This window comes from Cupriavidus sp. MEYA8 (assembly GCF_059278825.1).
In genome coordinates, this window is sequence record NZ_CM181222.1 from 748,003 (window position 1) to 770,339 (window position 22,337).

Annotated in this window: 21 protein-coding genes and 1 riboswitch; of the genes, 16 read left to right on the plus strand and 5 right to left on the minus strand. The window is 68.7% G+C overall.

The features are described 5' to 3' along the window. Positions 1–5 precede the first annotated feature (5 nt). Positions 6–815 (minus strand): IclR family transcriptional regulator, encoded by an 810-nt coding sequence (locus AC5WJ1_RS20485; RefSeq protein ID WP_133093346.1) that lies wholly within the window; start codon positions 813–815, stop codon positions 6–8. A gap of 174 nt (positions 816–989) precedes the next feature. On the opposite strand from AC5WJ1_RS20485, the gene AC5WJ1_RS20490 reads away from it, so the two are divergent. The 4 genes from AC5WJ1_RS20490 to AC5WJ1_RS20505 all read left to right on the plus strand — a co-directional run bounded on the left by AC5WJ1_RS20490 (position 990) and on the right by AC5WJ1_RS20505 (position 6,383). Beyond that, positions 990–2,009 (plus strand): Bug family tripartite tricarboxylate transporter substrate binding protein, encoded by a 1,020-nt coding sequence (locus AC5WJ1_RS20490; RefSeq protein ID WP_431189854.1) that lies wholly within the window; start codon positions 990–992, stop codon positions 2,007–2,009. 34 nt (positions 2,010–2,043) lie between these two features. Continuing rightward, positions 2,044–3,243: a CaiB/BaiF CoA transferase family protein gene (locus AC5WJ1_RS20495; protein ID WP_135703548.1), complete on the plus strand. Its 1,200-nt coding sequence runs from the start codon at positions 2,044–2,046 to the stop codon at positions 3,241–3,243. Beyond that, the gene (locus AC5WJ1_RS20500) at positions 3,240–4,106 is read left to right on the plus strand and encodes a citryl-CoA lyase (protein ID WP_135703547.1); all 867 of its coding nucleotides are present in this window, start codon (positions 3,240–3,242) and stop codon (positions 4,104–4,106) included. Before AC5WJ1_RS20495 ends, AC5WJ1_RS20500 begins: the two co-directional genes overlap by 4 nt. Before the next feature lie 264 nt (positions 4,107–4,370). Continuing rightward, positions 4,371–6,383, plus strand: coding sequence for an alkaline phosphatase D family protein (locus tag AC5WJ1_RS20505; RefSeq protein WP_135703546.1), 2,013 nt, complete (start codon positions 4,371–4,373; stop codon positions 6,381–6,383). A 54-nt stretch (positions 6,384–6,437) separates the two neighbouring features. On the opposite strand, the gene AC5WJ1_RS20510 is transcribed toward AC5WJ1_RS20505, so the two are convergent. Further along, entirely contained in the window at positions 6,438–7,238 is an 801-nt protein-coding gene (locus AC5WJ1_RS20510) for a DNA-binding transcriptional regulator (protein WP_135703545.1), read from the minus strand. Positions 7,239–7,380: 142 nt separating this feature from the next. On the opposite strand from AC5WJ1_RS20510, the gene AC5WJ1_RS20515 reads away from it, so the two are divergent. From AC5WJ1_RS20515 to dmpG, 7 genes are all read left to right on the plus strand, one after another. Beyond that, positions 7,381–8,319, plus strand: coding sequence for an alpha/beta fold hydrolase (locus tag AC5WJ1_RS20515; RefSeq protein WP_135703544.1), 939 nt, complete (start codon positions 7,381–7,383; stop codon positions 8,317–8,319). A 91-nt stretch (positions 8,320–8,410) separates the two neighbouring features. Next, positions 8,411–10,294, plus strand: a complete 1,884-nt coding sequence (locus AC5WJ1_RS20520; RefSeq protein WP_494476932.1) for a bifunctional 3-(3-hydroxy-phenyl)propionate/3-hydroxycinnamic acid hydroxylase — start codon at positions 8,411–8,413, stop codon at positions 10,292–10,294. A gap of 1 nt (position 10,295) precedes the next feature. Beyond that, on the plus strand, positions 10,296–11,240 hold the full coding sequence (locus AC5WJ1_RS20525; RefSeq protein ID WP_135703542.1) for a 3-carboxyethylcatechol 2,3-dioxygenase: 945 nt from the start codon (positions 10,296–10,298) through the stop codon (positions 11,238–11,240). A gap of 20 nt (positions 11,241–11,260) precedes the next feature. Next, positions 11,261–12,052 carry a 2-keto-4-pentenoate hydratase gene (gene mhpD / locus AC5WJ1_RS20530; RefSeq protein ID WP_135703541.1) on the plus strand — a complete coding sequence of 264 codons (792 nt, stop codon included), beginning with the start codon at positions 11,261–11,263 and terminating at the stop codon, positions 12,050–12,052. A gap of 50 nt (positions 12,053–12,102) precedes the next feature. Then, on the plus strand, positions 12,103–13,110 hold the full coding sequence (locus tag AC5WJ1_RS20535) for a Bug family tripartite tricarboxylate transporter substrate binding protein (protein WP_243736811.1): 1,008 nt from the start codon (positions 12,103–12,105) through the stop codon (positions 13,108–13,110). A 20-nt stretch (positions 13,111–13,130) separates the two neighbouring features. Continuing rightward, positions 13,131–14,081: an acetaldehyde dehydrogenase (acetylating) gene (locus tag AC5WJ1_RS20540; protein WP_133093363.1), complete on the plus strand. Its 951-nt coding sequence runs from the start codon at positions 13,131–13,133 to the stop codon at positions 14,079–14,081. Positions 14,082–14,095: 14 nt separating this feature from the next. Next, entirely contained in the window at positions 14,096–15,145 is a 1,050-nt protein-coding gene (gene dmpG, locus AC5WJ1_RS20545; protein ID WP_135703540.1) for a 4-hydroxy-2-oxovalerate aldolase, read from the plus strand. Here dmpG and AC5WJ1_RS20550 read toward each other — a convergent pair. The 3 genes from AC5WJ1_RS20550 to AC5WJ1_RS20560 form a co-directional block, all read right to left on the minus strand. Then, positions 15,123–15,275, minus strand: coding sequence for a hypothetical protein (locus AC5WJ1_RS20550; RefSeq protein ID WP_431189853.1), 153 nt, complete (start codon positions 15,273–15,275; stop codon positions 15,123–15,125). The two genes, dmpG and AC5WJ1_RS20550, sit on opposite strands and share 23 nt — an antisense overlap. A gap of 51 nt (positions 15,276–15,326) precedes the next feature. Beyond that, entirely contained in the window at positions 15,327–15,935 is a 609-nt protein-coding gene (locus AC5WJ1_RS20555; protein WP_135703539.1) for a glutathione S-transferase, read from the minus strand. Between the two features lie 159 nt (positions 15,936–16,094). Beyond that, on the minus strand, positions 16,095–17,048 hold the full coding sequence (locus tag AC5WJ1_RS20560) for a LysR substrate-binding domain-containing protein (RefSeq protein WP_494476933.1): 954 nt from the start codon (positions 17,046–17,048) through the stop codon (positions 16,095–16,097). A 121-nt stretch (positions 17,049–17,169) separates the two neighbouring features. Between AC5WJ1_RS20560 and AC5WJ1_RS20565 the strand changes: the two genes are divergently transcribed. The 5 genes from AC5WJ1_RS20565 (at position 17,170) to AC5WJ1_RS20585 (ending at position 22,331) form a co-directional block, all read left to right on the plus strand. After that, positions 17,170–18,999 carry a gamma-glutamyltransferase family protein gene (locus tag AC5WJ1_RS20565; protein WP_135703537.1) on the plus strand — a complete coding sequence of 610 codons (1,830 nt, stop codon included), beginning with the start codon at positions 17,170–17,172 and terminating at the stop codon, positions 18,997–18,999. Between the two features lie 60 nt (positions 19,000–19,059). Next, entirely contained in the window at positions 19,060–20,037 is a 978-nt protein-coding gene (locus AC5WJ1_RS20570) for a Bug family tripartite tricarboxylate transporter substrate binding protein (protein ID WP_135703536.1), read from the plus strand. 1 nt (position 20,038) lies between these two features. Further along, positions 20,039–20,587 carry a GAF domain-containing protein gene (locus tag AC5WJ1_RS20575; protein WP_346769547.1) on the plus strand — a complete coding sequence of 183 codons (549 nt, stop codon included), beginning with the start codon at positions 20,039–20,041 and terminating at the stop codon, positions 20,585–20,587. A gap of 81 nt (positions 20,588–20,668) precedes the next feature. Continuing rightward, positions 20,669–20,820, plus strand: a riboswitch (FMN riboswitch). Positions 20,821–20,895: 75 nt separating this feature from the next. Then, positions 20,896–21,405 carry a 6,7-dimethyl-8-ribityllumazine synthase gene (locus AC5WJ1_RS20580; RefSeq protein WP_135703535.1) on the plus strand — a complete coding sequence of 170 codons (510 nt, stop codon included), beginning with the start codon at positions 20,896–20,898 and terminating at the stop codon, positions 21,403–21,405. A gap of 182 nt (positions 21,406–21,587) precedes the next feature. Beyond that, positions 21,588–22,331, plus strand: a complete 744-nt coding sequence (locus AC5WJ1_RS20585) for a DUF3348 domain-containing protein (protein ID WP_135703534.1) — start codon at positions 21,588–21,590, stop codon at positions 22,329–22,331. Positions 22,332–22,337 lie beyond the last annotated feature (6 nt).

Here is a 22,337-nt window from a genome sequence, read left to right on the forward strand (position 1 = left end):
GCCCGCTAGTCTGCATCCCCGGCACCGATCGCGCCGCTGGCCATGACCTGCTCCATGCTCAGCTGCGCGATGCCCTGGTCGTAGCGGGCGCCATTGCCGCCTAGCACCCCGGTGGCCTGCCGCGCGACCTTGAGCAACGTTGCCACTGCCGCGTACATCGTCGGCGCCGCGGCAAGCCGCTGCTTCGGGCCCGACAAGGTCAGCGCGCCCACCAGCTCGCCGGTGGCGCCGAACACCGGCACCGAGGCCGAGGCGGTCTCGGCATCGCGCTCGCCATACGACACCGCCCATAGCCGCGCCCGCACTTCGCCCCATCGCTCGTCGCCGGGTTCGGTGAAAGCGCGCAGCACCTTGCCCGAGGCGCCGCGGTCGATCGGGAAGGCATCGCCGACGCCGATCGAGACGCGCACGGCGCGCGCCGGCTCGACGCGGTAGAGCACGAGGCGCTGCTCGCCCTGGCGCACGTAGAACGATGAGGTTTCGCCCAGTTCGCGGCTGACCTGCTCGAGCAGCGGCTCGATCACCGGACCGACGCGGAACGAGCGCTGGTAGATCGCCGCCAGCCGCAGCGGCTGCGGCCCGATCGCATACTGGCCGTCGTCGAGCTTGCGGATATAGCCGCCATGCTCCAGCGCCGCCAGCAGGCGCAGCACGGTGCTCTTGTACAGGTCGGTGCGGCGCGACAGTTCGGTCAGCGACAGGCGCTCGTCGGTCGGCCCGAAGGCGCCGAGGATGGCGAAGGCGCGGTCCAGTACAGCGACGCCGCTGGAGGTATCGGGGGCGCCGGCAGGTTGGGCGGGTTGGTTGTCTTCCATGGGCAAAGCGGTCGAAGTTCTGTCTAGTAGAACACAAATCCTAAGATTCTCGAAATTCGCGGGTATACCCGGATTAGTTTCGCTGCAGGACGGCATTAAAGTTCTTTTCTGTAGAACCATGTTCTATCTGAAAGAACAAAACGACGCCCCACTCGCCGCCAGTCAGGAGACCCAATGACCCGCCGATCCCTTCCTTCCCCGATGCTTGCAAAGCCGACGCGCGCGCTGGTTCGCGCCGTTGCCTGCTGCGCGCTGCCGGCGCTGCTTGCCGCCGGCGCCGGCGTCGCCCATGCCGCCGACGCCTATCCCGCGCAACCGGTCCGCCTCATCGTGCCCTTCCCGCCGGCCGGCGGCACCGACGTGCTGTCGCGGCTGGTCTTCAACAAGATCGGCATGGCGACCAAGTGGAACGTGGTGGTGGAAAACCGCGCTGGCGCCGGTGGCAATATCGGGCTCGACAGCGTGGCCAAGGCAAAGCCCGACGGCTACACCCTGGGCATGGGCCAGACCGCCAACCTGGCGATCAACCCCACGCTGTACCCCAGGATGCCCTACAACGCGCAGAAGGATTTCACGCCCGTGGTACTGGTAGCGGCACAGCCGGTGGTGCTGATCGTGCGCAACGACGCCCCCTACAAGACGGTCGCCGACCTGGTGGCCGCGGCCAAGGCGAAGCAGCTGTCGATGGCGTCTGCAGGCACCGGCACGGTCGGCCACCTGACCGGCGAGATGTTCGCGCGGCGCGCCGGCATCAGGATGCTGCATGTTCCCTACAAGGGCGCCTCGCCGGCGCTGACCGACCTGATGGGCGGGCAGACCGACTTCTATTTCGCCACGCCGCCGATCGCAATGCCCATGATCAAGGCTGGAAAGGTCCGCGCGCTGGCGGTGACCTCGGCCAAGCGCATGCCGCTGCTGTCCGCCGTGCCTACCGTTGCCGAGTCGGGCTACGCCGGCTTCCAGGCGGAAGACTGGAAGGCGCTGGTGGCGCCGGCCGGCACGCCGCCCGAGGTGGTGGCGCGGCTGAATGCCGAAGTCAACAAGGCGCTGGCGCAGGCCGACACCGTCAGCAAGCTGCGCGAGGAAGGCAGCGAGCCGCGCGGCGGCACCGCCAGGGAGCTCGGCGCCTTTATCCAGAGCGAGAACATGCGCTGGGGCGAGATCGTGCGCCAGTCCGGCGCGCGCGTCGAATAGCGGTTCAGACATCAACGGATCAGACACCAACACCATGCAAAAGCCCTTGCGCAACATCCGCGTGCTCGACCTCACCAACGTGCTGGCCGGCCCGTTCTGCTGCCACCAGCTCGCCCACCTGGGCGCCGAGGTCATCAAGGTGGAAACGCCGGGCACCGGCGACCTCGCGCGCCAGCTGGGCGCGGATGCCGAGCTGAACCAGCGCCTGATGGGCGTCTCCTTCCTGGCACAGAACCCCGGCAAGCAGTCGGTGACCATCAATCTCAAGCACGCTCGCGGCAAGGAAGTGTTCCGCAAGCTGGTGCGCAGCGCCGACGTGGTGGTCGAGAACTTCCGCCCCGGCGTGATGGACCGGCTTGGGCTCGGCTACGAGACGCTCAGGCAGGAGAACCCGCGGCTGGTCTATTGCGCGATCTCCGGCTTCGGCCAGGACGGGCCGCTGGCGGAACTGCCGGCCTATGACCAGATCATCCAGGGCATGTCGGGCGTGATGAGCATCACCGGCGATCCGCAGACGGCGCCCTACCGCGTCGGCTATCCGGTGTCCGACACCATTGGCGGCCTGACCGCCGCGTTTGCAGTGGCGGCATCGCTGGCGGACCACCAGCGCACCGAGGGCTATTTCATCGACGTATCGATGCTTGAGGCCACGCTGGCCACGATGGGCTGGGTGGTCTCCAACCACCTGATCGCCGGCAAGGCGCCGGTGCCGATGGGCAACGAGAACATGACCGCGAGCCCGTCGGGCACCTTCCGCACCGGCGACGGGCTGCTCAATATCGCCGCCAACAAGCAGGAGCAGTTCGAGGCGGTGTGCCGCGTGGTCGGCCGTCCCGACCTGGCGGGCGATACGCGCTTCGCGCAGCGGCAGGCGCGGCTCGCCAACCGCGCTGCGTTGACCGAAGCACTGGAAGCGGAGCTGGCGAAGAAGCCGGCCACCGATTGGTGGCCGCTGCTGAATGCCGCCGGCGTCCCCGCCGGCCCGGTGCTCGATGTGCCCGGCACGCTGGCGCATCCGCAGGTGCGCGACCGCGGCATGATCGGCGAATTTGCCGAAGTGCCCGGCGTGGGCCGCGACATCCGCGTGGTGCGCACCGGCTTCAAGCTCAACCGCGAGGCCCCGGCAGTGGATGCGCCGCCGCCAGAGCTGGGCCAGCACACGCGCCAGGTGCTGGAAAGCCTGGGCTACAGCAGCACGGACATCGACCAACTCAGCCAGGAGCGCGCAATATGAGCGGCATCGGCCAACCCAGCAACGCCGGCAAGGACGGCAAGGACGACATGGACCCGGGCCAGCGCCTGTCGCAGGACTGGTGGCACACCGGCATCATCGACATGAAGCCCGGCGAGATCCGCTACCGCGGCTATCCCATCGAGCAGTTGATCGGCCGCGTTTCGTTCGCGCAGATGATCTGGCTGATGCTGCGCGGCGAACTGCCGGGCCCGGGCCAGGGCGAACTGCTCGACGCCGCACTGATGGCCGCGGTCGACCATGGCCCGCAGGCACCTAGCATCGCCATCGCGCGCATGGCAGCCACCTGTGGCGTGGGGCTGAACAATGCGATGGCGTCGGCGGTCAACGTGCTGGGCGATGTGCATGGCGGCGCCGGCGAGCAGGCGGTGGCGCTGTATCAGGACGTCGCCGCGCGCATCGACAACGGCAGCAGCATGGACGATGCCGTCGCCGCGGCACTGCATGGCTACCGCGACCTGCACGGCAAGTTCGTTTCTGGCTTTGGCCACCGCTTCCATCCTGTCGACCCACGCGCACCGCGGCTGCTTGCGCTGGTCGAACAAGCCGCTGCCGATGGCGTCGTCACCGGGCGCTGTGCGTCGATCGCGCGCGCGATCGAACAGGCACTGTCCGCCGGACGCAGCAAAGCCATTCCGATGAATATCGATGGCGCCACCGCGGTCATCTATGCCGAGCTGGGCTTCCCCGCCCCGCTGGCCCGCGGCCTGTTCTGCCTGTCGCGCTCGGTCGGCATCCTTGCGCACGCGTGGGAGCAGACCTGCCAGGGCGGGCGCAACAAGGGACCCATCCCGCGCCAGTTCCTGTGGACCTATGACGGCGCGCCGCAGCGCGACGTGCCTTAGTTTAGTTAGTCGTTGATGAATCATTGCGTGGCGGCGGCACGCCTGCGCCTCGCCGCCATGCAAGACTGGCAAGCCCATGCACAACGCATCGCGGCACCAGTCATCCTTTTCCTATATCGATGTCGGCGCCTCACCGACAGCGAAGACAGAAGGCGGCCACTAGTATCCATGCAACAAGCAGTCACGCTCCCCACAAAAAGCTGATGCCCTCTCCGGCGTCCGGGCCGCGGCTGCGTTCCGCAACCCGAGAGTAGGAGAACGATCATGGATCGACGCCAGTTCCTGAAGTGGGGAAGTTTCATGACCGTCACGATCGCCACCGGCGGCCTGACCGCCTGCGGCGGCGGTGACGACGGCGATGAGCCCGATACCGGCAATCCGGAAAACTTCAATTTCGTACATGGCGTCGCCTCGGGAGATCCCAAGCCTGACAGCGTGGTGGTGTGGACCCGCGTCGAAGGCAACAACGGCAAGCGGCCCGTGGTGGTACGCCTGCAAGTCTCGACGCAGCAGGATTTCGCGCCGCAATCGCTGCTGGTCAACGAGCCGCTGATGGCCCGTCCGGAATGGGACTACACCATTCGCAACAAGGTCACGGGACTCACCGCCGGCACGCGCTATTTTTACCGCTTCCTGCTCGGCAACCGCGCCAGCACCGTGGGCCGCACGCGCACCGCCGCTGCGGCCGGCACGCCGCTGTCGCAGCTGCGCTTTGCCTTTGTCAGCTGCCAGGACTGGAACGCCAACCATTGGGCCGGCATGGAAGAACTGGTGCAGCAGGACCTGGACTTCATCGTCCACGTGGGCGACTACATCTACGAAGCGGTGCCCGGCGGCTCGCGCGCCGGCCTGGTGGAAGACCGCCACACCGCGCTGCAGCTGCCCAACGGCACGGTGCTGCCGGATGCCAGCGTCTACGCCACCACGCTCGACGACTACCGTTACCTGTACCGCAGCTACCGCAGCGATACCCGCTTGCAGGCGCTGCACGCGGCCTTCCCGATGATCGCGATCTGGGACGACCATGAGTTCTCGGACAACTGCTGGCAGGACCGCCAGACCTATGACTCGGACGACGACCAGACGCCACGCACCGCGCGCCGGCGCGCGGCCAGCCAGGCCTGGTTCGAATACCTGCCCGCAGACGTCAGCCTCGACACCAGCAACCCGTCGTTCCAGAACATCCAGATCTACCGTTCTTTCACCTTCGGCAACCTGGCGACGCTGCTGATGACCGACGAGCGCCTGTACCGCGCCAACCACGTCATGCCGGAGGAAACCATCGGCCGCACCGTGGGCAGCCTGTACCTCGTTCCCGCCGACACGCTGGCCGCCACCGAGGCGCAGAAGATCAGCGCCGCCGGCAATGCGCTGACGCCGGTATCGATGCTCGGCGACACGCAGCGCGCATGGTGGCAGGACCGCGTGGGCGGGGCGAATACCACGTGGAAGCTGTGGGGCAACCAGCTGTCGCTGCTGCGCATGCAGGTCGACGTCACCAAGGCCATCGCCGACCTGATCGCGCGGGCGCTGGTGCAGGCCCACAGTGCGCTGTCATCGCTGCAATCCGCCATCGCCAGCGCGCTGGAAAGCGACCTGGCCACGGCCAAGGCGGCTGGCACCTATGCCAACCTGGCGTACACCGAATTGCGCAACCTGCTGTCGCAGGCCGGCATCGATGCGGCGGCCTTTGACGCCAACATCCGCCCGCTGATCGAAAGCCGGCTGCCGGCGATCTCGCTGCTCGACCGGTTTATCCTCAATACCGACCAGTGGGACGGCTTCAATGCCGAGCGCAAGAACCTGATGGCGTTCCTGAAGGCCAACAGCGTGCGCAACGTGGTGGCGCTGAGCGGCGACATCCATGGGTTCTTCGGCGGCCAGGTCATGGACGACTACGATGCGGCCTCGCCCATGCCGGTGATGGTCGACCTGGTCACCGCAGGGTTGTCCAGCAATTCGCTGCTGAGTTCGTTCCGCGCTATCGTCGACAACGACCAGGAATTCGCCGCGTTGCGCGAACTGGTTTACAGCGACGTGGGCGGTGTGCTGTTCAACGCGTTCGACAACACGCTGCGCGCCTTCAATTCCTGGATCCGCCACGCCGACACCAACGCGGAAGGATACGCGCTGGTGACGCTGACGCCGGACAAGCTCAGCTGCACGTACCATACGCTGAAGTCCATCAGCGGCGGCGTCGCACCGGCGCTGCCGGCGACCGCAAGCACGCGGGTGCTTGAAGTGGCGGCAGGCACGGCGGATGTGAATGTGCTGTAGCAGGATGGGTGCGGTGCGGTACGGTGGGTGTATTCGGCTGCTGCGCCAGTCCGCTCAGGCGCCAGCCATACCCGCCGCGATCTTGCCCGCAATGCCAGCCAGCGGCGCCACAAACTTCGCCTCCGCCTCAGCCGGCTTGAGCGCGCGCGACAGGTAGACCACGTTCAGGCTTCCGAGCACGCGTTCCCCCGCGCGCAGCGGCACGGCAATGGCGCTGATGTTGCGCTGCTCGCTCCAGTCGCCATGATTGGTGCTGAAGCCATCCTGCCGCACACGCTTCACCAGGTTCTGCACGAACTGCGCATCGCTGGCGAGCGCGGCCTGGTGCTCGCCCCCGGCACCTGAGCGCAGCATCGCGACGATGCTCTCCTGCTCGGCCTCGGTGCAGTTGGCAAAGTAGGCGCGCCCCGACGCCGTCAGCAGCATCGGCAGCCGCCGCCCCACCATGGCGCGGTGGAACGACAGCGGGCTGAAGCGGTGCGTGGTCTCGCGGATGATCATCGCGTCGCCGTCGGGGGTGGTCAGGTCGGAGGGCCATACCACTTGCTGCAGCAGTTCGCCCATCAGCGGCGCGGCGGTGGTGGAGATCCATTCGTCGTCGGTGAAGCCTTCGCTGAGCGCGCGCACCTGCAGCGTCAGGCGGAAGGTGTCGTCCGACTCGCTGCGACGAACGAAGCCCTGCGCCACCAGCGTCTCCAGCAGGCGCCGTACGGTGGTGCGATGCAGCCCCGTCTCCTGCGCGAGTTGCTGGGCCGTCGCGCGCCCGCTTTCCATGCGGTTCAGCGCCCGCAGCACATCCAGGCCACGCGTCAGCCCCCTGACATTGGCGTAAATGGCATCCCGTTCCAGCGCCATAAAAAATCCTTTTAAATCAACGTTGTGCACTCCTTGCACAGTTTGCACATTTTTTTTGCCGCGAGCAATGCGGTCTCTAGACTTCCGTTCAAAGCAAGCCCCCCGAATGCAGGCACCCTGCACAGAACCTGGAGACAACCGAATGTCGACGCAAGCCGTCCCGGCCACCGCCCTCAATACGTCCACCACTGCCGCCAAGCCGTTCCAGAGCATCTGGGCCGACCTGCGCGGCGTCAGCTTCACCCAGGGCTGGCTCGATGCCGGCGGCATCCAGACACGCTACCTGCACGCCGGCGACCGCAGCAAGCCCGCGCTGATCCTGCTGCACGGCGTCGGCGGCCACGCCGAAGCCTATGTGCGCAACCTGAAGGCGCATGCCGAACACTTCGACGTCTGGGCCATCGACATGATCGGCCACGGCTGGACCGACAAGCCCGATGGCCCGCGCGAGGTGTCTGCCTATGTCGACCACGTGATCCGCGTGCTCGATGCGCTCGACATCGAACGCGCCTCGTTCAGCGGCGAATCGCTGGGCGGCTGGGTCGCCTCGCAGTTGGCGATCGACCATCCCGGTCGTGTCGAGCGCCTGGTACTGAACACCGCCGGCGGCTCGCAGGCCGACCCCGTGGTGATGGAACGCCTGAAGACGTTGTCGATGCGCGCGGTCGAAGACCCGAGCTGGGACTTCATCAAGGCGCGCGTGGAATGGCTGATGGCCGACAAGTCCAAGGTCTTCGACGACCTCGTCGCCACGCGCCAGGCGATCTATGCGCAGCCCGGCATGGTCGAGGCGCAGCGCGGCAACATGGTGCTGCAGGACATGGAGACGCGCCAGCGCAACATCCTGCGCGCCGGCGACTATGGCCGCATCCAGGCGCCGACGCTGGTGCTGTGGACCTCCGACGATCCCACCGCAGATGTCTCGGAAGGACGGCGCATCGCCACCATGATTCCCGGCGCGCTGTTCACGGTGATGGATGGCTGCGGCCACTGGCCGCAGTTCGAGGATGCCGACACCTTCAACCGCATCCAGCTGAACTTCCTGCTCGGCAAGCCGGTGCCCGAGGCCACCGCGGTCTGATGCGCTGCGCGCATCCCTGACGACTGGGCTGCGCACATCCCTGACGGTCCGGGCCGCGCCCGGACACCCACAACACATAACGGAGACAGACATGACCCACGCCATCGCCATGGCGGGCGGCGACGCTCGTCCTGACACTGTCGATTGCGATGTCGCCATCGTCGGTGCCGGGCCGGTCGGCCTGATGATCGCCAATATCCTCGGCCTGCAGGGCGTCAGCGTGGTGCTGGTGGAAAAGCTCGCGCAGATCATCGACTACCCGCGTGCCATCGGCCTCGACGACGAAGCGCTGCGCGTATTCCAGTCGGTCGGCCTGGCGCAGACGCTGCTGCCGCACACCACGCCCCACCACTGGATGCGCTTCGTCACCGCGGGCGGGCGCTGCTTTGCGTCGATCGAGCCGCGCACCGACGAGTTCGGCTGGCCGCGCCGTAATGCCTTCATCCAGCCGCTGGCCGACCGCATCCTGTTCGAAGGCCTGCGGCGCTTCCCGCATGTGCGCACGCTGCTGGGCCACGGCGTGGCGTCGTTCACGCATGACGACCACGGCGTGCAGATCGAAGCCGCCGACGAAGCCGGCCGGCCGGTGCGCATCCGTGCCGCCTATATGGTCGGTGCCGACGGCGGCAACAGCCTGGTGCGCCGCGCGCTCGACATGCCGTTCGAAGGCCGCACCAAGCCCAACCAGTGGATCGTGGTGGACGTGCGCAACGACCCGATCGGCACGCCGCACATCTACATGCACTGCGACCCCGAGCGGCCCTATGTGTCGGCCGCGCTGCCGCACGGCATCCGCCGCTTCGAGTTCATGGTCATGCCCGGCGAGACCGAGGAAGAACTGTCGCGCCCCGAGAACATGGCCGCGCTGATTCGCAAGGTGGTGGCCGACCCGGACAAGGTCGACTACATCCGCAAGCGCGTCTATACCCACAATGCACGCCTGGCGCGCGACTTCCGTGCCGGCCGCGTGCTGCTGGCGGGCGATGCCGCGCACATCATGCCGGTGTGGCAGGGCCAGGGCTACAACAGCGGCATCCGCGACGCCAGCAACCTGGGCTGGAAGCTGGCGATGGTGGTCAAGGGCCAGGCCGGCGATGCGCTGCTCGACACCTATACGGCCGAGCGCCGCGCCCATGCGCGTTCGATGATCCACCTGTCGGAGGTGGCCGGCGATATCTTCGCGCCTGCCAGCCGCGCGGGCTCGGCGCTGCGCGACGGGCTGACCAGGGTGCTGAACCGCTTCCCCGCGGTCAAGCAGTACTTCGTCGAGATGCGCTTCAAGCCGATGCCGCGCTACGAGCAAGGCGTCGTGCTCCTGCCCGAAGGCCAGCGCCGCGCGCATCCCGGCCTGCTGGCCCGCTGCCTGGCGCGCTCCGGCAACTCCGCGCTGGGCCGACTGCTGGGCCTGATGAGCGAGAAGCGCGAATCGCTGGTCGGCCGGCTGGTGCATGGCCGCGACCCCGCGGGCAACTCGCCGGTGGGCCGCATGTTCATCCAGCCGCTGGTGCGCACCGAAGCCAATAACGTCGAGCGCCTCGACGATGTGATTGGCAACCGCTTCGCCATCCTCGGCTGGGGCACCGATCCCACCTTCGGCCTGACGGCGCAGGCGCGCGCGGTGTGGCGCCAGCTCGGCGGGGTGTTCGTGCTGGCCAAGCCGGATCCGCAGCTCGACTACCGCGACGACGTGCCCGCTGGCGTGATCGCCGTGGGCGACGTGCATAATCGCCTCAAGGACTGGTTCGGCAACCAGCCCGGCTCGGTGGTACTGCTGCGGCCCGACCGCTTTGTCGCGGGCATGTGCTCGCCGCAGCAGGTCTCGGATTCGGTGGTGGCGCTGGCGCGCAAGCTGGCCTTGCGCACGCCGGCGGCCGAGGAGGCCGGGGAAACCGATACGCGCGCCGCCGCCCGTGCCGCCGCGCCTTCGTACGAGGCGCAGGCCGCCGTCGTCCGGCAGCTTGCCGCGGGAGCCTGACATGCCGATTCATCTCGAATGCCTGTCGCATACGCCGCTGCACGGTTACTACGACCCGGCGCCGGCAATCGTGGCCGAGGTCGAGCGCCTGCAGGCCGCCGCGCGCGCCCGCGTGGAAGCCTTCGATCCCGAGCTGGTGGTGGTGTTCGCGCCCGACCACTACAACGGCTTCTTCTATGACGTAATGCCGCCGTTTTGCGTCGGCGTGGCGGCCAGCGCCATCGGCGACTTCAACAGCCTCGCCGGTCCGCTCGACGTGCCGCAGGACGTGGCGCTGGGCCTGGCCGAAGCGGTGATGGCGCAGGACCTCGACGTGGCGGTGTCGTACCGCATGCAGGTCGACCACGGCTGCGCGCAGGCGCTGGAAGTGCTGACCGGCGCGCTCGACCGCTACCCTGTGATCCCGGTGTTCATCAACTCGGTCGCGCCGCCGATGGCAAGCTGCCGCCGCGCGCGCCTGCTGGGCGATGCCATCGGCCGCTACCTGTCGGGGCTGGGCAAGCGCGTGCTGGTGGTCGGCTCCGGCGGGATCTCGCACGAGCCGCCGGTGCCGGAGATTGCCGGCGCCAGCGCGGAAGTGGCGGAACGCCTGATCGCGGGGCGCAACCCGCCGCCGGCTTCGCGCCAGGCGCGGCAGGAGCGCACCGTGGCCGCCGCGCGCGCCTTTGCCGGCGGCGACAGCCACCTGCATGCGCTCAACCCCGACTGGGACCGCGCGTTGCTGGCGCTGCTCGCAAGCGGCGAACTGACCCGCGTCGACGGCATGACCAACGACGGCATCACGCGTGACGCCGGCAAGTCGGCCCATGAGGTGCGCACGTGGATCGCCGCCTTTGCCGCACTCGCTGCGAGCGGCGCCTACCGCGCCGAACTGGACTACTACCGCCCGATCCCGGAATGGATTGCCGGCTTCGCGCTGATGCACGCCGCGCCCGCGCATCACTAACACTTCTCAAGGACACAGCCATGCCAGACCAGGAAACCATCCTCGCCCTCGCCGCACGCCTGCGCGAAGCCGAGCGAACGCGCACACCGGTAGCGCCGCTGCGCGGCGAGATCGCCACGGACGACGCGGCCACCGCCTACGCCGTGCAACGCGCCAACGTCGCCGTCTGGCAAGCCGGCGGCCGCCGCGTGATCGGCCGCAAGATCGGCCTGACTTCGCCCGCGGTGCAGCGCCAGTTGGGCGTTGACCAGCCCGACTTCGGCACGTTGTTCGCCGACATGGTCTACGGCGACGACGAGCCGATCCCGATGGCGCGCACGCTGCAGCCCAAGGCCGAGGCCGAAGTGGCGCTGGTGCTGCGCCGCGACCTCGACGTGGCCGATGCCACCGTGCTCGACGTGCTGGGCGCGGTGGACTACGTGCTGCCGGCGATCGAGGTGGTCGGCAGCCGCATCGCCAACTGGGACATCTCGTATGTCGACACGGTGGCCGACAACGCCTCCAGCGGGCTGGTGGTAATCGGCGCAGTTCCGGTGCCCCTGGCTGGCCTCGACCTGAAAGCGGTGGAGATGGAAATGCGGTGCGGCGACGAACGCGTCTCGCACGGCAGCGGCGCCGCCTGCCTGGGCCATCCGCTCAACGCCGCGGTGTGGCTGGCGCGCAAGCTGGCCAGCCTGCGCGACCCGCTGCGCGCCGGCGACCTGGTGCTGACCGGGGCGCTGGGGCCGATGGTGCCGGTGCAGGCCGGCAAGACCTATGCAGCGCATATCACCGGCGTCGGCACCGTACGCGCGAAGTTCGCCGACAGCTGACATGACTGCCGAAGCTTTGAACCCATAACGACAGAGAAACGGAGACAACCATGCAACGCCCCCATCGCATGCATCGCCTGATTGCCAGGCTGCTCGCCCCCTTCGCCATCGGCGCCGCCCTGGTCGGCAGCGCCGGCGCGGCCACGGCGCAGGCGCCCGCCTTCCCCAACCGCCCCGTCACCATCGTGGTCCCGTTCCCGGCGGGCGGCATCACCGACATGATCGCGCGCCAGGTCGCGCAGCAGATGCAGAGCGACCTCGGCAAGCCGGTGATCGTCGAGAACCGCCCCGGCGGCGGCGGGCAGATCGCCGCGCTGGCGGTCAAGCGCGCCGAGCCGGATGGCCACATGGTGTTCGTCGCGGCCACCGAGATGTTCGCGATCAACCCGGGCCTGTACCGCAACTTCTCATACGACCCGCTCAAGGACTTCAAGCCGGTGACGGCGCTGGCCGCCTCGCCGCTGGTGCTGGTGGTGCCGCAGAACAGCCCGGCCGGCTCCGTGAAGGACCTGGTCGCGCTGGCGAAGTCGCGCGCGGACGGGGTCAACTACGCTTCGCAGGGCATCGGCTCGATCGGGCACCTGCTCGGCGGCCTGTTCGGCGACAAGACCGGCGGCAAGTTCACCCATGTCGCCTACAAGGGCTCGGCCCCCGCGCTGCAGGACGTGATGGCGGGCCAGGTCGACATGATGTTCGACCCGGTCATCACCACCTCGCCGCTGATCAAGGGCGGCAAGGTCAAGGCCCTGGCGATCGCTTCAAGCAAGCGCTCCCCCAGCCTGCCCGACGTGCGCACGCTGGCCGAGCTGGGCGTGCCCGGCCTGGATGCCGGCGTGTGGTTCGGCATGGTGGTGCGCAGCGGCACGCCCGACGCGGTGGTCGCGCGGCTCAATGAATCCGCGCTGAAGGCGCTCAAGGCCCCGGAAGTGGCCAGGCGCTTCGCCGACCAGGGCCTCGATCCCATGCCGATGAGCCCGCAGCAGTTCGGCACCTTCCTCGCCAGCGAAAGCACGCGCTGGACCCCGCTGGTCAAGGCCAGCGGCGCCAGCGTCGAGTAACCCATCCAAGGAGAATCCCTATGACGCGCAAGCTCAAAGCCGCCATCATCGGCTCGGGCAATATCGGCACCGACCTGATGATCAAGATCCTGCGGCATGGCCGGCATGTCGAGATGGGCGCGATGGTCGGCATCGACCCCGCCTCCGACGGCCTGGCCCGCGCGGCCCGCATGGGCGTTGCCACCACGCATGAAGGCGTGGAAGGGCTGGCCCGGCTGCCGGTGTTCGGCGACATCGACATCGTGTTCGATGCCACCAGCGCCGGCGCGCACGTGAAGAACGATGCGTTCCTGCGCGCGCTGCGCCCGGCGCTGCGCATGGTCGACCTGACCCCGGCGGCGATCGGCCCGTACTGCATCCCGGTGGTCAACGGCGCCGCGCACCTCGACGCGCCCAACGTCAACATGGTCACCTGCGGCGGCCAGGCCACCATCCCGATGGTGGCGGCGGTATCGCGCGTGGCGCCGGTCCACTACGCGGAGATCGTCGCCAGCATCTCCAGCAAGAGCGCCGGCCCCGGCACGCGCGCCAATATCGACGAATTTACCGAAACCACCTCGCGCGCCATCGAGCAGGTGGGCGGCGCGCGCCGCGGCAAGGCCATCATCGTGCTGAACCCGGCCGAGCCGCCGCTGATCATGCGCGACACCGTGTACTGCCTGAGCGAGCCGGCCGACCAGGATGCCATTGCCGAATCGGTGGCGCGCATGGCCGCCGACGTGCAGCGCTACGTGCCGGGCTACCGACTCAAGCAGGCGGTGCAGTTCGAGGAAATCCCCGCGGAGGCGCCGCTCAATATCCCGGGGCTGGGCCGACTCGCCGGCCTGAAGACCACGGTTTTCCTCGAAGTCGAGGGCGCCGCGCACTACCTGCCTGCCTACGCGGGCAACCTGGACATCATGACCAGCGCCGCGCTGAACACCGCCGAAAGCATGGCCGAAGCCATGCTGGCCGAGTCCGCTGCCGCCTGAACCGGAACCACGCCATGAGCATCGACAAGACACTCTATATTTCCGACGTGACGCTGCGCGACGGCAGCCACGCCATCCGCCACCAGTACAGCGTGGCGCAGGTCCGCCAGATCGCCGCCGCGCTCGATCAGGCCGGCGTCGATTCGATCGAAGTCGCGCACGGCGACGGGCTGCAGGGCTCCAGCTTCAACTACGGCTTCGGCGCGCATACCGACCTGGAGTGGATCGAGGCCGTTGCCGACGTGGTCAGCCACGCCAGGATCGCGACGCTGCTGCTGCCCGGCATCGGCACCGTGCACGACCTCAAGGACGCCTACCAGGCCGGCGCGCGCATCGTGCGCGTGGCCACGCACTGCACCGAGGCCGATATCTCGCGCCAGCATATCGAGGCGGCGCGCGAGCTGGGCATGGAAGCGGTCGGCTTCCTGATGATGAGCCACATGACCACGCCGCAGCAGCTGGCGCAGCAGGCCAAGCTGATGGAGAGCTACGGCGCGACCTGCTGCTACGTGGTCGACTCCGGCGGCGCGCTGACCATGGACGGCGTGCGCGACCGCTTCCGCGCGTTCAAGGACGTGCTCAAGCCCGAAACGCTGACCGGCATGCATGCGCACCACAACCTGAGCCTGGGCGTGGCCAATAGCATCGTCGCGGTGGAGGAAGGCTGCGACCGCATCGACGCCAGCCTGGCCGGCATGGGCGCGGGCGCGGGCAATGCACCGCTGGAAGTGTTTGTCGCCGCCGCCGAGCGCATGGGCTGGCATCACGGCACCGACCTGTACCGGCTGATGGATGCCGCCGATGACCTGGTGCGCCCGCTGCAGGACCGCCCGGTGCGGGTCGATCGCGAGACGCTGGCGCTGGGGTATGCGGGGGTGTATTCCAGCTTCCTGCGCCACAGCGAAGCTGCCGCGGCACGCTATGGCCTGAAGACCGTCGACGTGCTGGTCGAGCTGGGCCGCCGCCGCATGGTGGGCGGGCAGGAAGACATGATCGTGGACGTGGCGCTGGACCTGCTGAACCAGCCTCTGAACCAATCGGCTACGGCTCCAGCAGCCGGCTGATCTGCGCCAGCGCGTTGAGCGTGTGCTGCAGGTGCTCGCGCATCGCCTGCGAGGCTTCTTCGTTGCGCCCGCGCGCGAGCAGGTCTACCCCGAACACGCGAGGCAGCACCTGCACGTGCTGGACCACCATGAACCACGACCGATCCATTGCCACCCATCGCGACCGCGATCCCCCGGGCTGTCATGCGTGGGGCAGCGCGCTGAACGCAGGAAAGCTTTCGAGCTGCGCCGCGAGCGCCGCCAGCGCCGGGTGCGCCGCGCGGTCGACGTGACCGGGGAGCAGCGCCTGGGTGAAGGTCCACACCACGCCGGCGGTCAGCGTGGCCTGGCTCACGGCCGCCTCATCGGCCGGCACGGGCATGCGCGCGATCTCGTCTTCCAGCAGGGCAAAGGCACTGGCGCGCTGGCCGTCGACGCGCTCCACCCACGGCTGGTGCACCTTCTCCGCCGGCCGCAGGTTGTGCTCGTACACGTGCTGCACGGCCTTCTCGCTGGCCGCCAGCGCCAGGCCGATGGTGCGCAGCGCGCGCTGGCGCTCTTCCAGCGACGCCGGCATCAGGCTGCGGCCCGCCAGCGCTTCCGCGTAGTCGATGATCAGCGTCGAGTCCATCAGCACTACGCCGTTGTCGCACACCAGCGACGGCGCCTTGACCACCGGGTTGATGGCGCGGAACTGGTCGAAGGTGCGGAACACGGAGATGGATTCGTGGGTGAACGGCAAATCCAGCAGGCGCAGCGTGATGGCGGCACGGCGCACGTAGGGGGAATCGAGCATGCCGATGAGTCGCATGGGTATGGCTCCGGGTTGGGTTGGTTGGGGATGCGAGGCTGATTATGAGCGCGCACGCGCCATGACCGCCAGCCGTTTGCTCCCCTATCCCGCGCGAGGGAGAGGAGAGCGTATGCGAGGGGCGGAAGCAAGCTCTGATGACTGCACAGTCCCGGCGCCCTATCCCTCCTCCCACCGCAATTTCCCCAACGCCGCCACCAGCGATACCACCACATCGTCCTCCAGCGCCTGCCGCCGCCACATCACCCCCACCGGCGGCAAGTCCCAGCTCAGCGCATGCGGCAAGGCCGCCGCGCCCCCGCCTTCGACCAGCTCGGCAGCCACCGCGCGCGGCACGATGGTGATAGCCGCCGCGTGGTTGCGCAGCAGCGTGGCCATGGTCTTGATCGAGTAGGTCTCGACGATCGGCACCGGCTGCGCCACGCCGGCCACCGCGAAGATGGTGTTGATGGTGCGCCGGATCGGCGTGTTCGGCGGCGGCAGGATCCAGTCGCGCTCGGCCAGCCGGCGCCAGTCGAGCGGCCCGCGTCCGAGCCGGCCGGCGGCCGCGGCGGGCACCACCAGCGCGGGCTCTTCGCGGTAGAGCGGCTGCTGGGCGATGTCCGCGCCGGGCGCGTAGAAGGTCCGCGCCACCACGCAATCCAGCTCATGTTCGCGCAGCGCCGCCACCAGCTCGTCGGTGGTGCCCTCGCGCACCAGCACCGAAACCCGCGGCGACTGGGTCAGGCCGAAGCTGCAGGCCGCATCGAGCACGGTGCGGCTGATGAACGGGATCACGCCGATGCGCAGCCGCCCCGACATGCCGGCGCCGATCGCCGCCAGCTCGCGCCCCAGCGCATCGGTATCCGCCAGCGTCAGCCGCGCATGCGCCAGCACCGCGCGGCCCGTGGGCGTGGGCTCCAGGCCGCGCCGGGTGCGGGTGAACAGCGGCACCATGAAGATGTCCTCGATCTCGCGCAGGGTCTTGGTGACGGCGGGCTGCGACAGGTTCAGCTCGGCCGCCACGCGCGACACCGAGCGCTGGCGCTCCAGCGCCAGCAGCAGCGGCAGGTGCCTGAGGCGCAGGCGGGAGACGAGGTTGTGGACCAGCTTGTCGGAGGCGGCTATGGGCACAGGAATCCTGCAACGGGGGCGCTAATGTCGTATTACCAAATGGTAATGCAACGATAACCAATCAGACTCTCGCGGTTATTCCACAATCCTATACTGGCTCGCATCACCGGAGTTGCAACCCATGTTCACTACCCGCCCCGAAATCGTCGGTACCTTTGGCGTTGCCGCCTCCACCCACTGGCTGGCCACGCAAACCGCCATGGGCGTGCTCGAACGCGGCGGCAATGCCTTCGATGCCGCGGCGGCGGCCGGCTTCGTGCTGCAGGTGGTCGAGCCGCACCTGAACGGCCCCGGGGGCGAAGTACCGATCCTGTTCTGGAGCGAGCGCGAGCGCCGCATGCGCACCCTGTGCGGACAGGGCCCGGCACCGGCGCTTGCCGATCCCGCCGCGTTGCGCGCGCAGGGCCTGGAGCTGATGCCGGGCATCGGGCTGGTGCCCGCCGCCGTTCCCGGCGCCTTCGGCGCGTGGCTGACGATGCTGCGCGATCACGGCACGTGGTCGCTGGCCGATGTGCTGGCGCCCGCCATCGGCTACGCGCGCGACGGCTTCCCGCTGGTGCCGCGCATCTCGCGCGCGATCCTGGCGGTGCAGGCGCTGTTCCGCGACGAATGGCACAGCTCGGCGGCCACCTGGCTGCCGGACGGCAAGGTGCCGCGCCCGGGCAGCCTGCACACGTTGCCGGCGCTGGCCGATACCTACACCCGCATCGTCGAGGATGCCCAGCGCCGCAGCGACAGCCGCACCGGCCAGATCGACGCCGCGCTGGATTGCTGGTACCGCGGCTTCGTCGCCGAGGAAATCGACGCCTACTGCCGCAACACGCCGGTGCGCGACACCACCGGCGACAAGCACACCGGCCTGCTGCGCTACGACGACATGGCCGGCTGGAGACCCGGGGAAGAGGATCCGGTCACGCTCGACTTCGGCCGCTACACGGTGGCCAAGTGCGGCATCTGGAGCCAGGGTCCGGTGTTCCTGCAGCAGCTCGGCATGCTGCGCCACGCCGGGCTGGCGCAGCATGCGCCCGATTCGCCCGAATTCGTGCACCGCATTGCCGAAGCCACCAAGCTGGCGATGGCCGATCGCCTGGCCTGGTACGGCGATCCCCGCTTCACGCAGAGCCCGCTTGCCACATTGCTCGACGACGGCTACCTGGCCGCGCGCGCGCAGCGCATCGGCGAGCGCGCGGCGCTGGCGATCGATCCCGGCACGCTCGATCGCATGGCGCCGCGCCTGCCCGACCTGGGTGTCGCCGAGCGCACGCTGCGGCAAGCCGACGTGCGCTTCGGCGTGGGCGAGCCGACCTTCGCCGAGCTGCCGCCGGTAGCCGAATGGGCCGAACGCGAACTCTTTGTCGGCGACACCTGCCATATCGACGTGATCGACCGCCACGGCAACATGGTCGCCGCCACGCCGTCGGGCGGCTGGCTCTCGTCGAGCCCGACCATCCCGGCGCTCGGCTTCGCGCTCAATACCCGCCTGCAGATGACCTGGCTGGAGCCCGGCCTGCCCAACACGCTGGCCCCCGGCAAGCGCCCCTGCACCACGCTGTCGCCGTCGCTGGCGCTGCGCGACGGCGAGCCGTATATGGTGTTCGGCACCCCGGGCGGCGACCAGCAGGACCAGTGGTCGCTGGCATTCTTCCTGCGCCATGCGGTGCATGGCATGAACCTGCAGGAAGCAATCGATGCACCCGCGTGGCATATCGACCATTTCCCGGGCTCGTTCTGGCCGCGCCAGACCGTGCTCAACCGCATCAGCGTGGAATCGCGCTTCCCGGCGGCAACGCTGGCGGCGCTGCGCGGACGCGGGCACGAAGTCCGCGTGGGCGAACCCTGGTCAGAAGGCCGCATGTCGGCATGCTCGCGCGAACGCGACGGGCGCGGGCGGCTGGTGCTGCGCGCCGGCGCCAATCCGCGCGGCATGCAGGGCTACGCAGTGGGTCGCTGACGATTCAAATCATGACAGCGGACCGCACCAGGTCCGCGCCAGTCCCAAGGAGGAAGGAAAATGCGCGCAGTACTGAAAACCCTGCTGGGCGGCGTGGCCGCGCTGGCGATGTGCCTGGCGGCCCCGGCCGGCGCCAGCGAAGCCTGGCCGCAGAAGCCGATCACGCTGATCGTGCCCTGGGCCGCCGGCGGCTCGACCGATATCCTGGCGCGCGTGCTGTCCGAGCACCTGACGCGCTCGCTCGGCCAGCCGGTGATCGTCGACAACAAGCCGGGCGCGTCCGGCAACATCGGCTCGGCCATGGTGGCGCGCGCCAGGCCGGACGGCTACACGCTGCTGGTGGGCTCGATGAGCACCCACGCCATGAACCCGGCGCTGATGTCCAACATGCCGTTCCGCGGCGTGGATGACTTCACGCCGCTGGGCCTGCTGGCTTACGTGACCAACACCATGGTGGTCCACCCCTCGGTGCCGGCGCAGAACGTGAAGGAGCTGGCGGCCTACGCCAAGGCCAATCCGGGCAAGCTCGCCTACGCCAGCGCGGGTCCGGGCTCCACCAACCACCTCAGCGCGGTGCTGTTCGAGAAGATGGCCGGCATCCGGATGCTGCACGTGCCGTACAAGGGCGGCGCGCCGGCGGTGGTCGATACCGTGGCCGGGCAGACCCAGCTGCTGTTCTCGGCGGGCACGCAGACGCTGCCGCACGTCAAGGCAGGCAAGCTGCGCCTGCTGGCCGTGACCGAGAGCAAGCGCTCGCCGCTGCTGCCCAACGTGCCGACCGTGGCCGAGACCCTGCCCGGCTATGAGCTGGCAGTCTGGTATGGCGCCTTCGGGCCGAAGGACATGCCCGCCGAGCTGACGGCACGGCTCAATCGCGAGATCAACGCCGTGATGGCGCTGCCTGAAGTGAAAGCCAAGATGAACGCCATCGGCGTTGAAACCGCGACCTCCACGCCGCAGCAGTTCGCCACCATCCTGCGCCGCGATGCCGACCGCTACGGCAAGCTGATCCGCGAGCTGGGCATCCAGGGGGAATGAAGTGAGCCAGGCAACGCACCCGGCCCCGCAAGCCGGCGCACCGCTGGAAGACGCCGGCTCGCTGATCGCGCAGGTCAACCTGCTGTGCGACGCGCTGCGGCAGGCGCGCGGCCCCGCCGCGGCGCTCGACGCGATCGGCGCAGCCACGCTGCGCACGCTCGGCCCCGGCCTGCTGACGATCAATGCCTGGCATGCGGAGACGGCGCGGATCGAACGTCTGTGGTCATCCGACACCGCCGCCTATCCGGTCGGCGGGCACAAGACCAAGGGCGACAGCCCGTGGCGCCGGCAATTGCTGGAGCGCGGTGAGGTCTTTGTCGGCGAGGGCGATGAAGCGCTGGCGGCGGTGTTCGATGACGTGCAGGTGATCCGCAAGCTCGGGTGCACGGCGGTGGTCAATGTGCCGCTGGGCTATCAGGGCCCGGTGATCGGCACCTTCAACTACCTGGCCGATCGCGCCATCTGGTCGGCGGCGGAGGTTGCGGCGCTCAGGCTGCTGGCGGCGCTGGCGGTGGCGCCGGTGCAGGCGCTGACCGCTGCGCGCCGCTGACGGAAGCGTCCGCCCACGCCGAACGCTACTCTGCGGTATGATTCCCCCGCCGCGTTGAAAGCACAACGAAGCACAGCGCGGCAACGTTCTCAGGGCAGGGTGAAAGTCCCTACCGGCGGTGAAGGCGTCTGACGCATAAGCCCGCGAGCGCCCGGCATGCCCACATGCCGGGGTCAGCAGATTCGGTTCAAATCCGAAGCCGACGGTGATAGTCCGGATGAAAGAGAGCGAGCAAAAATGCCCCCGTCTTCACGGGGGCAAGTCTCGTGCGCCCTGATTCTGGCCAACTCCATCCGTACAGGAACACCATGAATCAGCCTGTCTCTGCATTCCAGCGCGCCACCGCACCCGCGGCCGGCTTTTCCCTCCCCGAAGGCAAGCGCATTGCCTACATCCATGCCCAATGGCATGCCGATATCGTCCATCGTGCGCGCGACGCGTTCGTGGTCGAAATGGCAAAGCTCGGCGTCGCCGCGGATGCCATCGATATCTACGATGTCCCCGGGGCCTTCGAAATCCCGCTGCATGCGCAACGGCTTGCCAGGTCCGGCAAGTACGCCGCCATCGTCGCCAGCGGCTTTGTCGTCGACGGTGGCATCTACCGGCATGAATTCGTCGCCGATGCCGTCATCAGCGGCCTGATGCGCGTCCAGCTCGACACCGAGATCCCTGTGTTCTCGGCCGTGCTGACGCCGAAGAGCTTCCATGAGCACGACGAGCACCATCGCTTCTTTGCCGAGCATTTCGTGGTCAAGGGCCGCGAGGCGGCGCAGGCCTGCGTCCGCACGGTGGCGTCGCTGCAGAAGCTGGCGGCCTGATGCGTTGAAGGGCTGTGCCGCGCGGTTCATGTCCGCGGCATGTTCAGGAATCATGAACCGCGGGACTTGCTAAACGGCACGGCTCGCCCGCGGCGGCATCCGTTGCCGCCGCTCCCCTCCCCCGGATACTGCCTTCCGCCTCCCCGAGGCGTGTAAACTGCTGGCTTTTTGAATCCGGCGGTATGTCCCAAGAGCCCCGGCGCACAGGTTTCAGCGGTCCGACGCTAGTCCGGCTGCTGGCGCGCCTGACCGACGCCGACGCCCCACCTCCTGCAACGTCACTTTCGGGCCAGCTGAGCCAATGGCTGGGCTGGCCGGATGCGATCGCGTTGTCGGCGGCGCTGAAAGCCGCGCCGGGCGCGGGGCCGGCCGTTGCACGTGCCTCCGGCGCCACCGCCGAAGAGCAGGAGTGCGCACGCGTGCGCGCGGCGCTGAGCGACGCCATCGCGGGGGACAACGCCCTCGCCGCACGCCGGCGCGGGCCGGGGCGACCGTCCGAGGCCGTGGATGCGCAGGTGGACTTCGCCATCTACCGCCACCGCTACGTGTCGCAGCAGCAGTCCATGGAAACCGCGATCGGCGCCTTGCGCGGGCGGTTGCGGGCGGCGTTGTCGACGCGTGCGCCGGACATGGCCCGGCTGGCCATGGTCGATGCAGTAATGGAGCGCGTGCTGGGCGCGCGCGAGCAAAGCGTGCTCGGCAGCGTGCCGACCCTGCTGGAAGGGCATTTCCAGCGTTTGCGCCAGGCGGAAGCCGCGGCGCTGGCCGAGGCCCAGGCCGCCACAAAGCCGGCCGCCGCAGCCCCGGTCGCGCCCGGCGCGTGGCTGGCCGTGTTTCGCAAGGATATGCAAAGCGTATTGCTGGCCGAGCTGGAAATACGCTTCCAACCCGTCGAAGGATTGCTCGCCGCGCTGCGCGGCAGCTGACCAGGA

What these genes read in the sequence shown, in the direction of transcription:
- mhpD (WP_135703541.1), top strand. Translation starts at nt 11,261, where the DNA reads ATGCCAGACCAGGAAACCATCCTCGCCCTCGCCGCACGCCTGCGCGAA.
- AC5WJ1_RS20510 (WP_135703545.1), bottom strand. Translation starts at nt 7,238, where the DNA reads ATGGCGCTGGAACGGGATGCCATTTACGCCAATGTCAGGGGGCTGACG.
- AC5WJ1_RS20505 (WP_135703546.1), top strand. Translation starts at nt 4,371, where the DNA reads ATGGATCGACGCCAGTTCCTGAAGTGGGGAAGTTTCATGACCGTCACG.
- AC5WJ1_RS20535 (WP_243736811.1), top strand. Translation starts at nt 12,103, where the DNA reads ATGCAACGCCCCCATCGCATGCATCGCCTGATTGCCAGGCTGCTCGCC.
- AC5WJ1_RS20550 (WP_431189853.1), bottom strand. Translation starts at nt 15,275, where the DNA reads ATGGTGGTCCAGCACGTGCAGGTGCTGCCTCGCGTGTTCGGGGTAGAC.
- AC5WJ1_RS20525 (WP_135703542.1), top strand. Translation starts at nt 10,296, where the DNA reads ATGCCGATTCATCTCGAATGCCTGTCGCATACGCCGCTGCACGGTTAC.
- AC5WJ1_RS20520 (WP_494476932.1), top strand. Translation starts at nt 8,411, where the DNA reads ATGACCCACGCCATCGCCATGGCGGGCGGCGACGCTCGTCCTGACACT.
- AC5WJ1_RS20555 (WP_135703539.1), bottom strand. Translation starts at nt 15,935, where the DNA reads ATGCGACTCATCGGCATGCTCGATTCCCCCTACGTGCGCCGTGCCGCC.
- AC5WJ1_RS20515 (WP_135703544.1), top strand. Translation starts at nt 7,381, where the DNA reads ATGTCGACGCAAGCCGTCCCGGCCACCGCCCTCAATACGTCCACCACT.
- AC5WJ1_RS20580 (WP_135703535.1), top strand. Translation starts at nt 20,896, where the DNA reads ATGAATCAGCCTGTCTCTGCATTCCAGCGCGCCACCGCACCCGCGGCC.
- AC5WJ1_RS20495 (WP_135703548.1), top strand. Translation starts at nt 2,044, where the DNA reads ATGCAAAAGCCCTTGCGCAACATCCGCGTGCTCGACCTCACCAACGTG.
- AC5WJ1_RS20500 (WP_135703547.1), top strand. Translation starts at nt 3,240, where the DNA reads ATGAGCGGCATCGGCCAACCCAGCAACGCCGGCAAGGACGGCAAGGAC.
- AC5WJ1_RS20485 (WP_133093346.1), bottom strand. Translation starts at nt 815, where the DNA reads ATGGAAGACAACCAACCCGCCCAACCTGCCGGCGCCCCCGATACCTCC.
- AC5WJ1_RS20490 (WP_431189854.1), top strand. Translation starts at nt 990, where the DNA reads ATGACCCGCCGATCCCTTCCTTCCCCGATGCTTGCAAAGCCGACGCGC.
- dmpG (WP_135703540.1), top strand. Translation starts at nt 14,096, where the DNA reads ATGAGCATCGACAAGACACTCTATATTTCCGACGTGACGCTGCGCGAC.
- AC5WJ1_RS20565 (WP_135703537.1), top strand. Translation starts at nt 17,170, where the DNA reads ATGTTCACTACCCGCCCCGAAATCGTCGGTACCTTTGGCGTTGCCGCC.
- AC5WJ1_RS20585 (WP_135703534.1), top strand. Translation starts at nt 21,588, where the DNA reads ATGTCCCAAGAGCCCCGGCGCACAGGTTTCAGCGGTCCGACGCTAGTC.
- AC5WJ1_RS20570 (WP_135703536.1), top strand. Translation starts at nt 19,060, where the DNA reads ATGCGCGCAGTACTGAAAACCCTGCTGGGCGGCGTGGCCGCGCTGGCG.
- AC5WJ1_RS20540 (WP_133093363.1), top strand. Translation starts at nt 13,131, where the DNA reads ATGACGCGCAAGCTCAAAGCCGCCATCATCGGCTCGGGCAATATCGGC.